General features: G+C 69.0%; 9 protein-coding genes and 1 pseudogene. 4 read left to right on the top strand and 6 right to left on the bottom strand.

The features are described 5' to 3' along the window. Positions 1–414: 414 nt before the first annotated feature. Together ACIQK6_RS42880 and ACIQK6_RS42875 are read right to left on the bottom strand one after the other, a co-directional pair. Positions 415–1,668: a protein-glutamine gamma-glutamyltransferase gene (locus ACIQK6_RS42880; RefSeq protein ID WP_402697802.1), complete on the bottom strand. Its 1,254-nt coding sequence runs from the start codon at positions 1,666–1,668 to the stop codon at positions 415–417. 707 nt (positions 1,669–2,375) lie between these two features. Further along, positions 2,376–2,558: a hypothetical protein gene (locus tag ACIQK6_RS42875; protein ID WP_329094843.1), complete on the bottom strand. Its 183-nt coding sequence runs from the start codon at positions 2,556–2,558 to the stop codon at positions 2,376–2,378. 743 nt (positions 2,559–3,301) lie between these two features. Between ACIQK6_RS42875 and ACIQK6_RS42870 the strand changes: the two genes are divergently transcribed. Together ACIQK6_RS42870 and ACIQK6_RS42865 are read left to right on the top strand one after the other, a co-directional pair. Continuing rightward, on the top strand, positions 3,302–3,520 hold the full coding sequence (locus tag ACIQK6_RS42870) for a hypothetical protein (RefSeq protein ID WP_329094845.1): 219 nt from the start codon (positions 3,302–3,304) through the stop codon (positions 3,518–3,520). A 23-nt stretch (positions 3,521–3,543) separates the two neighbouring features. Further along, positions 3,544–4,122 (top strand): AAA family ATPase, encoded by a 579-nt coding sequence (locus tag ACIQK6_RS42865; protein ID WP_329094846.1) that lies wholly within the window; start codon positions 3,544–3,546, stop codon positions 4,120–4,122. A 193-nt stretch (positions 4,123–4,315) separates the two neighbouring features. Here the strand turns inward: ACIQK6_RS42865 and ACIQK6_RS42860 are convergent, their stop codons facing one another. Beyond that, positions 4,316–4,597 (bottom strand): hypothetical protein, encoded by a 282-nt coding sequence (locus ACIQK6_RS42860; RefSeq protein ID WP_329094848.1) that lies wholly within the window; start codon positions 4,595–4,597, stop codon positions 4,316–4,318. A 178-nt stretch (positions 4,598–4,775) separates the two neighbouring features. Here ACIQK6_RS42860 and ACIQK6_RS42855 point away from each other — a divergent pair, with 178 nt between their 5' ends. After that, entirely contained in the window at positions 4,776–5,972 is a 1,197-nt protein-coding gene (locus ACIQK6_RS42855; RefSeq protein ID WP_329094850.1) for a zeta toxin family protein, read from the top strand. On the opposite strand, the gene ACIQK6_RS42850 is transcribed toward ACIQK6_RS42855, so the two are convergent. Together ACIQK6_RS42850 and ACIQK6_RS42845 are read right to left on the bottom strand one after the other, a co-directional pair. Beyond that, positions 5,969–7,417 carry an IclR family transcriptional regulator C-terminal domain-containing protein gene (locus ACIQK6_RS42850; RefSeq protein WP_329094852.1) on the bottom strand — a complete coding sequence of 483 codons (1,449 nt, stop codon included), beginning with the start codon at positions 7,415–7,417 and terminating at the stop codon, positions 5,969–5,971. The genes ACIQK6_RS42855 and ACIQK6_RS42850 overlap by 4 nt on opposite strands. A gap of 30 nt (positions 7,418–7,447) precedes the next feature. Then, positions 7,448–7,723, bottom strand: a complete 276-nt coding sequence (locus ACIQK6_RS42845) for a hypothetical protein (protein ID WP_329094854.1) — start codon at positions 7,721–7,723, stop codon at positions 7,448–7,450. A gap of 732 nt (positions 7,724–8,455) precedes the next feature. Between ACIQK6_RS42845 and ACIQK6_RS42840 the strand changes: the two genes are divergently transcribed. Further along, positions 8,456–8,707: a hypothetical protein gene (locus tag ACIQK6_RS42840; RefSeq protein ID WP_329094856.1), complete on the top strand. Its 252-nt coding sequence runs from the start codon at positions 8,456–8,458 to the stop codon at positions 8,705–8,707. 168 nt (positions 8,708–8,875) lie between these two features. Here the strand turns inward: ACIQK6_RS42840 and ACIQK6_RS42835 are convergent. Then, positions 8,876–8,969 (bottom strand): annotated as a pseudogene (locus ACIQK6_RS42835) (IS5/IS1182 family transposase); the annotation flags it as partial.

The raw sequence follows: 8,969 nt of genomic DNA, 5'->3' as shown, positions 1-8,969 counted from the left end.
CCCCAGGTCATTCGTCCGACAGAGGGGACACAGTCATACCGGGCCCGGAGGCCAGCGGCCCCATTGCAGGACCGCGAAAAACATAACGGGGGGGGCTGCGGCGCGGGAGGCGTGGCCGTGGAGGGTTCCTTGGGGACGTGTACATGATCGAACGCGCGTACGTCATCGGCTCCTGAAACCACAGAAGGGACTCTTCCCTTCCGCTTTCCAATTAGACTCGGAGTCGTGATCCTGTCGACTCGTCAGGGCCGCTCCGCCGGATCCCGGCCTACAGACGCCCCCCGGGCCGGCCTGCAGTCGAGCCCCGGGCCCCGAGGCCGACCGTCGGGGCCTCCTACCGGGCGTGGCCGAGGAGCGGCCCCCGCGCCGTTCAGCGGTGGTTGCGCAGAATCGCGCTCGTGAGGGGGCGAGTCGTTACGGCCAGCCCTGCTTCACCTTGGCGGGTGCGGTGTTCCAGCTCTTGGGTATGAAGGTGATGACGTAGGTTCCGCGGTCGAAGTCCGTGTATCCGGAGGACCAGCTGCGGAACTTGCTCTCGTATACCTGCATGGGCCCCATACCGCCTTCCGGCGAGTGGTAGTGGTTGGCGTGGGTCCATATCGTGCTGTCAGGGTTTGTTTCTTTTTGGTCCCCGAACCAGCCGTAGTCGAAGTTGACATAGCTTTCGCCGGGTTTGGCAGGACTGCGTGAGGTGTTCCGGTCCTTCGACATGTCGACGAGGCCTGTGTCCTGGTTGGGGCGGAAGGCGTCGGGGTCCCCGTACTTCTGCTTGTCGGAGGTACTCCGGGGGTCCTGCCCGCTCCAGAAGTGCTTCGAGTAGATGACCGCCTTCATCTTGGACGGATCGTGGTTGCCCCCGTTCCTGTCCTTGAAGGACGGGGTGTTCCTCAGGGCCGAGTAGAAGTTCGAACGGCTGTCTTCGGCGGCGAGGGCGTCGCCGTTCTTCGCGAGCTCCGCCTTGAGGCTGCTCAGGTAGGCACTCTCGTCATGGGCGCTTTCCAGGGCCTTGTTCATGACGGATGCCACATCTCGGGCCCGGTTGAATCCCTTTGTCTCGTCAAAGCTTTGCTTGGCGATGCGCCCCTCGAACTCCGCCCGTGTCTCACCCGGCCGGGGACTGGTGTTCTCCAGAGCGTTCCGGTGCTTCTCCTCGTCGAATGACGCAAAGGCCAGTTTGTTCGTCGGATAGGGCCCTGAATTGACCCAGGTGACGCCGACGCACCCGTAGGACAGCTGCTCCCGCTGCTGTTCGGTCATCTGCTGCACTCGTCCGTCGCGGTGGCTGTAGACCTGCTGCCACTTGCGTATGTAGTTGCTGATCCCGGTAGTGGCCCTGTCTCCACGGGCCCGGTACGCGTCGGGCATGCGGTCCAGCGGCTCGGCGGGCGGCGTCACCCTGTCGCCGGCCGCGGCGGAGGCCCTGAGGGACTCGGTGGCGCTCGGCAGGTCCCTGCCGGAGGTCTCGCCCGGCAGGCCCAAGTCCAGGGCTTCTTCGTTCAGCGCGTTGATGAGCCTGACGTCATACGCTGTCAGGCCGTTGCTGTCGGCATAGGAACCCTTCCCGTCGCCGGTACCGCCGGCTGCCTGACCTACGGAAGGCGTGAGACCGGCGGTGCACAGCACGATGCCCACCGTGGTGAGGGCGAGGAACCCTGAACGTTTGTACATGAAAGCCTGGAATTCCTTTCATTGAAAGTGACATGAGAGAGCGCGAAGCGTCTGCGCGGCGGCAGAAAAGAGCTGCCGATGCCGAAACGCTCCCGGCTCCCGCTTTGCCTCGATGAGTCTGGGAGCGGCAAGAGACCGGAACCGGTCGGGATTTCAGGGCTCTTGCTCCGGTTCCCGAATGAATAGTCAGGTCGTGCGAGAAGTGATCATGTCTCGGCAGCCGATTCCTCGACAACACTGCGGCTCCACATTCGGCCAGCAGGCCAATGGGGTGGTATTCGGTCATGCGGACCGGGCCTGCCCTGCGCCGGTACGTACAGCGGCAGCCTTCCCCTGACCCCTGCCGCACCATCCGCGGCGCGACCGGAGTCCGCCGCCTCCAAAGCCCCGCGGAACGGCCTGTGGCGGCACTGTCAACCGCGCCGGGGAATGTCGGGCGCCGGCGGCGATACGGGCGCGGACGCTCCGGCCGAAGCGTGCGGAACTCCGGAATGACGCGACTCTGCCCGCCGGGAGGACCGCAAGGTCTTCGCCACTCCCCCTTGCGAACCTCGGTCGGCTCACTGCCGGCCGAGCCCCGGCATGAGCCGTCGTCTTCCGTAGAACGGCTGGTAAAGCCCTCTTCGTAGCGAGTTCTCGGCGAGGCCGCCGGTGGCGGCAGCGTGCGCGGTGTCCTAGGAAGACGGTGTGAGCTTCTGTGTGAGGGGTCAGCCGATGCGGACGGTGATCTCGGGGAGGGGGATGTCGGAAAGGTTCAGCTGCAGCCCGGTCCGGGTCGGGGAGGTCTGCGCGTCGGTCAGAGCGGAGCCGGTGGACGGCACCCGGGACTTGCCGCGCGTGCTCACCAGCGAGTACCGGCCCTGGCGCTTGCAGCTACGGGGAGGAGGCATCGGGGCGGTCGCCCCTCGGGTTCGGGTTCAACGTCCAGCCCTGGCGCTGCAGGTCCGCGCAGACCGCGTCCCTCTCCCACTGCGCGGCACTCTTCTCGCGGACAGCCATCCAGCCGGCCCTCTTCGAGTCGGCGCCAGCCGCGACGCTCGGGCGGCCCTGCGCCGGCCGGTTCAAAGCCGCCGCGCCGACCGCGGACCGGATCACCTCGTCCCCGGCGTCACCTCCGCCTACCGGAGCAGCCCCACCCCCTTCACTCCCGACCGAGACACCCTCTACCGACGCTGGCCAGCCGTGGGAACCTCGCGCAGGAGCACCGGAAGTGGTTCCGCGACTTCGACCAGCGACTCGATGCCCGCAGCGCCCTGGGCCTGCCCACGACGGCCCACGTCTACGAACACGCCGTCCGCGGCGCCTGCACGCACGTTCACCGCACACCGCCCGCCCGACCAGGCCCTCCTCGATCGTCTGCTCCCCCACGGCCTCGTCTCGTGGACCGGGCGGAGTCCGGAGGCCGATATCCCGCTGAAGGCAGCCGCGCAGGCAGCCCGCTGACGCACCGTATGACGGCTTCGCCGACGCCTCTGCCGACGAGGCTGCCGTCATCGCCCTGACCGAGCTCACACGCGTCCTACGACCCGACGGGAGGATCACCATCTCTACCAGCCACCCCACCGCGGACTGGCTCGCAGACGGCGGCAGCTACTTCGACGCCCGCCTTGGCGAGGAATCCTGGTCAGACGGCATGACCCACCCCTACTCGCGTCAGCCCCTCCAGGCATGGTTCGACGAGTTCACCGCCGCGGGCCTCGCCGTCGACCGCCTCATCGAACACCAACCCGCCCACTCGATGATCCACCACCATCCGACCGATTACGAGAAACTGGCCCACCAGCCCGGATTCATCGCCTTCCAGCTCCAGAAGCGGCCAGGTGCCGCTGATCTCCGTCCTGACCAGTCGTGATTGCCTGCATCGGAGTGCCGCCCATGCAAAACCGCCCGACCCTCGTCGTGGTCAGCGGCCCTCCCGCCACAGGGAAGACCACGCTCGCTCGCACCCTCGCCCAGCAGCTGGGCTGCCCAGCGATCATCCGCGACGAGATCAAACAGGGCATGGTCATGAGCACCCCACATCACCCAACCGTCGGCGACGGCCCCCTCAACATCCCCACCCTGAACGTCTTCTTCAAGACCATCACCATCCTCGTCCAGGCGGGAGTCACCCTCGTCGCCGAGGCGGCCTTCCAGGACCGGCTCTGGCGACCAGGCTTGGAAACCCTCCTGGACCTCGCCGACCTCCGCATCATCCGATGCACCACACCCACTTTGACCATCACCGAACGCATCGCCGAGCGCGCCCGCACCGACAGCCACCGGGCGGCCCACGGCGATCAGGCCCTCCTCGCCGACATGGAAGCCGGCGCCTACGACCCGGAGCGGTTCAAAGCCATCAGCCTCAACGTACCGACCCTCGTCGTGGACACATCGGACGGTTACACGCCCGGAACCGACGAGATCCAGGCATTCCTTCGAACACCACAACCGTCACTCAGCCATCCGGGATAAGTCCCTCGGTTGGAAGCCCGACGGAAGGCCGGAATCCCCCGGGCCCCACCCACCAGCGGTGCCCACCCCGCCAGGGGTACCGCCGCGTGATCAATGTCGATGGGTTCGAGGTTCTGGCACAGATCTTGGGGAGCGGTCGCGGAGGGTGACGGGTTCGTTCGATTACAGGCAGGGGTGGGGACCTGGGGGACCGTCAGCGTTCACGCATTCTGGTCCACCACCAGCGCGTCGTCGCCAACTGGTTGTAGTTGGGCTCCGGCAAGGTGCGGCGCTCGAATTCCTCATCGATACGCGTGATCAATCGACCCAAGTCCCTTTTGGCTCCGGGCGGAAGATACAGCATCGCCCACTCCAGGTCATCACGGGCGTCTCCCACCCCGGGCGAATCAAACGCGGAGGCGTCCAGGTAGCGTCCGGGCTTCTTGAAAGCCCGCTCGAAGCACGAGAGTGCCTTGGCGACCGCGTTGGGCCACATCTCCTGGTCTTCGACCCGGCGGATCGCTGCACGAGTCCGCGCGGAGACACCGGGGATCCTCAGAACCGGATACTGCCATTGTGGCCGCCACAGCTCTGCACGGACGGCCTTGGGACGCCTACGCGGCATCGCCCTTTCGGATCAACATGAGGCCATCCGGCCACGGCCGGGCACCTGCATGCACGGCCATAAGAGCGTGGTGCGCGCCGAGGCCATGGCCCACGACGAGTGCCTGCCAGCGGACCGCCGCCTGGCCGTCACCCACGATGCCGAGCGGGCCGCTGCGGCCGCCGAGCCAGTCCGCCGCATCGCGCACCCGCGCCCAGGCTCGCCCGGCAGCGGCTACCACCGACTCAGCCGCGACCAGCACCGCTGGACCTTCGACGACCCGATCGCCCCGACCTTCCTGTGCAAGGCTGCCTTCCGTCCGGACCCGTTGGTCGTCTACCTGGTCGACGAGCCGGGCGCACGCCAGTTGGACGCGCGGCGGATGCTGCGCCGGGTGATGCGGCCGCGCACCGTCGTAGTGGATCCCGACATGTTGCGCGGCCACCACCCGGACCACTTCGAACTGGTCAACGACATCCCTCGGACCGCCGACGACCTGGTGAGGCCGGATGCCGAGCTCTGGCAGGCCGAGGCCGAGGCGTACGTACGCGAACGGAGCCGCGACCTGCTCATCGAGGCCGACTTCACCAGCGCCGCCGACTTCGCCTTGAGCGCGGGCCGGTTCGCCCGGGCCGGCTACCGGATCGAGGCCGTGACCCTGGCGCCGGCCGTGGCCCTGGCCGCCCGATCCTGTGACAGCAGGCAGCGCACCCTGGTCAATCACGCCCGCGCCCTGGAGCTCGACGTGGTCACGGCGCTCTCCACCCCGGCCGCGCTCGCGCGGGCCTGCCGGGTGGCGGCCGACATCGTGGCCGCCGCAGCCGCCGACCCGAGCATCAGCGCCGTGCGGGTGATCGACGGCGACCGCTGGGCGCTGGGCCGGGACAGGTGGGCGGCCTGTGCCCTGGCCGCTGCCCGGCGCCGCCCCTACACCGATGGAGAGGCCGCCGGCTTCCACTCCGTCCCGCGGGCGCTGCACCGAGTGCTGCCCCGCCTGCGGCAGGAGATTGCCGGCATCATGGCCCGGGCGCAGCCACTGATGCCCGCCGCATGGCAGGCAGTGCCGATGGAGTATCAACGTGTCCCCGGCCGGCCCCCCTTGCTGCGGGCACGGCGACGAGTGGCACGTGCACAGGACTCAAAGACGCAGGTCGGCAATGGGGTGGCAGGCGTTGTGCGTGAGTGGTGCGCAAGCGGACGGGGTCAGACGAACGGGGTCCGAACCCGTCGGGGCTCAGCGCTTGGCGGGCTGGTCGGGTGTGTTTAAGCCACGAGGAGCTCCGGCCAGCGGCCGGTGGCGGTGGTGGGGTCGGGGCGGTCGTCGAGGAGACGGGCCAAGAGGAGGGTGGGGGCGAGGTCGGGCAGGCGTTGGGCGGCGGTGAGGAGGCGGGGGTACTGGCTGGCCGGGAGGGAGAGGGCAAGGCCGCTGACCTGGCCGGGGAGGCCGAGGGGGACGGCGGCGCAAACCACGTCCAGGGAGTACTCGAGCAGGCTGAACTGGGCACCGCGCGGGCCGCCCCGGTCGAGGTTCTCGAAGAGCGCGAGCGGGTCGGTGATGGTGCGTTCGGTGAGCCTGACGGCGGGGTGTCGGGTGAGGTGGTCCATTCGGGCGTCGCCGTCGAGCTGGGCGAGGAGGATCTTCCCGACGGCGCTCGCGTGACCCGCAGCGCTGAAGGGGACCCACTCCTCCGCCAGCGGCGCGGACTTGCTGTACGAGCACTCCCGGACCTGGACGTCACCGTCCGTGTAGCTGCTGAGGTACACCGCGGCGCCCACCTCGTCGCGCAGCCGGGCGAGGGCGTGGCCCAGGAGCGGGCGGCCGGGGCGGGTCAGCGGTTCCAGAGCCGGTCCGGGGAAGTGGGCGCCCGAGACGGTGGCGACCAAGCCCTGGCGGCGGAGCCACTCCAGGAGCCGGGTGGTGGAGTCCAGCGACAGCCCGGCCCGGCGGGCGAGCGAGCGGGTGTCAATGCCGTGTGCGGCGTCGATCAGCCCCACGAGGTCACTGGCCCACCGGGCCGCCTCCCACCACACGGGTACGGCAACGGGGGCTGTGCGCTCGCGATGCATCTCCGTCCCGCGCCTCGTGACGCGAGGGAGACACGTCGCCGCGTACCGCCCGGACGGGGCATGGCTGCCGGACGAGCCGGACAGGCAAAGGGCGCCGGGCATGGCGTGCGGCCGCTTCGCCCTGTCCCACGCGGCCAGCCACGATCCCTGCTGTTCTTCGGCAACATCGCAGCCCCGCAGGAAGGCGGCCATCTGCCCCTGGCTGGCCGGCAGCCGCTGGTTTCGGAGGATGGCCCAGATGCTGCTCGGAGCGAGCCACTCGCTTCCGCCCCTGCTCTGCACCTGCCGGTAGGACGGGCGACCGGCGTTCCGGTGAAGGGACACCAGCGCGCTGTTGAGCTCGCCTTCGGTGAAGATCCCAGCCGGCTCGATCACGGTGCAGGCCGGGACGTCGCGCGGCTGTCCGTGGGCCGCCTCGGCCAGGTACGTCGCCATCGTCACCTCCTCCTGCGTGGCTCCGCAGGCACTGAGGAACTCTGTGACGGTTGCCAAGGCGGGGACCTCCTTGCCGGAGGCGGCGCGCTTGAGAGTGGCGGCTGAGCTGGTGGTGCGCAGCGCGAGCAGTGCGTAGGTCAGACGGGCTCTGCCGCGGGCTCCCCGTAACAGCGCGGCCAAAGCGGCGCGGACGGGGTCGGTCGAGTCCACTGGCTTCTCGGGGCGTCCCAACGTCCCGCCCTACTGGGTGATGCGCAGGACGGCTGAGGCCAGCCCCGCTGCGAGCCGGCGGCCCCCGCCGACGACGAGCATTGCCGCGACACCGAGCGCCGCGCAGGACGCCAGAAGGGGGACAATCTCGGACGTCGGCAGGCCCGCCAAGGCCAGGACCGTCCCCAACACGGGAAACGAGACCAGGCCCGCGACGTACGGCAGGGGCAGATGGCGCTGCTCGGGTCCTTGGCGGCCGGAGGCGGCCCGTTCGCCGGGCGAGGAGACGAGTCCATTCGTGGGCATGTCGGCACGTCTTTCTGACTGAGTACGAAGTGCGGACGGCAGAGCGTCAGCTACTGGTGTCGGCTGCAAGTACTTTTCGGAAAAAGGAAGTTGGCGCTTCCCGGGCGGCACGCTACAGGACCGGCGAGAGAGCCTGCGGCAGAGCGCCGGAGCGCGCCTCGACAGGCTGTTCTGCCTGCTCGCATTGGCTCACGGGTGTTCCCGGCGGCTCGGTACCCGCCCCCTCCGCGTCCGGCCGGCGGGGCAGGCCGCCATGGCGGTTTTGGCTCATGGCGTTCAGACCGGGTTGAGATCTGCGGCAGGAAGGGAGATGGTGGCGAAGCTGGTTGCCGAGGCAGCCATCGATCCTCTGACTGCTACCGGCTGCAACCGTAGGACCAGAGATTCGGGCAGTGACCGCGTTGGCGCGCGGCCTGCCGGTACGAAGCTGCCGTCCCGGTTCCGGGGCGGCAGCTTAAGACCCAGTCCCGCCCCAGCCTGACCGGCTGGTCGTAGCGCTGTCGGGTCACACTGCCGATCATCCCGGTCATCCGGGCACCACCCCCACGAGCCCCGGGGACAACACCCGCGCGTGTCATCAACTCGCCCTGGACGGCTGCTGCTTCACACCATTCGACCGCCACGCCCGGCAGCCAAGGGCGTGCGGCCCCGGCGCCCGAAGCAGCCCCACCGGCACCGAACATGCAGGCTCACAACCCGCCAGCGGGTGCGCGCCGCGAGTGCCAGGCCTGCTTGAGGCAGGCGGGAGAGCAGTGCACCGCGGACATCAAATGGTCGACACCGACCGTCCACACCATCCCGCACTGCGGACACGAGGCCGTCACACCGGCCTTCACCGCCTCGGTCCGAGCCCTCGCCCGCCGCACCCGCCGCCAGTGCCGCGAACGGCGCGCGTCCTCGCAGAACACCGCCGTCGACTTCGCCGACGGCATCAGCGGACCACCGCACCCCGGCACAGCCGCGGCCCGCAAGCGTCATCCGTGATCACGGTCAGCTTCAGCCGGGGCACCCTGTCCCTGCCCATGCAGCCACCGTACGAAGCAAGAACAGCCTCCGGGAGCCCCACCGCCGAGGTCTTGCTCAGCCACGACGCGACCTGCCTGCATAGTCCCAATGATCCGGGCCAATGACTTCCTGAATGCAGCCGAATGCCGGGGTTTTGTCGTATCGGGTGGCGATGCCGCGCCAGGCCTTCAGCTTGTTGATCAGGCGTTCGACCGTGTTCCGCTTCTTGTAGAGGTCGGCG

Source organism: Streptomyces sp. NPDC091682, from assembly GCF_044756625.1.
In the GTDB taxonomy this organism is placed as follows: domain Bacteria; phylum Actinomycetota; class Actinomycetes; order Streptomycetales; family Streptomycetaceae; genus Streptomyces.
Note: the sequence above shows the minus strand (reverse complement) of the source record. Positions and strands in the feature narration are given on the sequence as shown.

What these genes read in the sequence shown, in the direction of transcription:
- ACIQK6_RS42865 (WP_329094846.1), top strand. Translation starts at nt 3,544, where the DNA reads ATGCAAAACCGCCCGACCCTCGTCGTGGTCAGCGGCCCTCCCGCCACA.
- ACIQK6_RS42875 (WP_329094843.1), bottom strand. Translation starts at nt 2,558, where the DNA reads ATGCCTCCTCCCCGTAGCTGCAAGCGCCAGGGCCGGTACTCGCTGGTG.
- ACIQK6_RS42880 (WP_402697802.1), bottom strand. Translation starts at nt 1,668, where the DNA reads ATGTACAAACGTTCAGGGTTCCTCGCCCTCACCACGGTGGGCATCGTG.
- ACIQK6_RS42860 (WP_329094848.1), bottom strand. Translation starts at nt 4,597, where the DNA reads ATGTGGCCCAACGCGGTCGCCAAGGCACTCTCGTGCTTCGAGCGGGCT.
- ACIQK6_RS42870 (WP_329094845.1), top strand. Translation starts at nt 3,302, where the DNA reads ATGACCCACCCCTACTCGCGTCAGCCCCTCCAGGCATGGTTCGACGAG.
- ACIQK6_RS42845 (WP_329094854.1), bottom strand. Translation starts at nt 7,723, where the DNA reads ATGCCCACGAATGGACTCGTCTCCTCGCCCGGCGAACGGGCCGCCTCC.
- ACIQK6_RS42855 (WP_329094850.1), top strand. Translation starts at nt 4,776, where the DNA reads ATGCACGGCCATAAGAGCGTGGTGCGCGCCGAGGCCATGGCCCACGAC.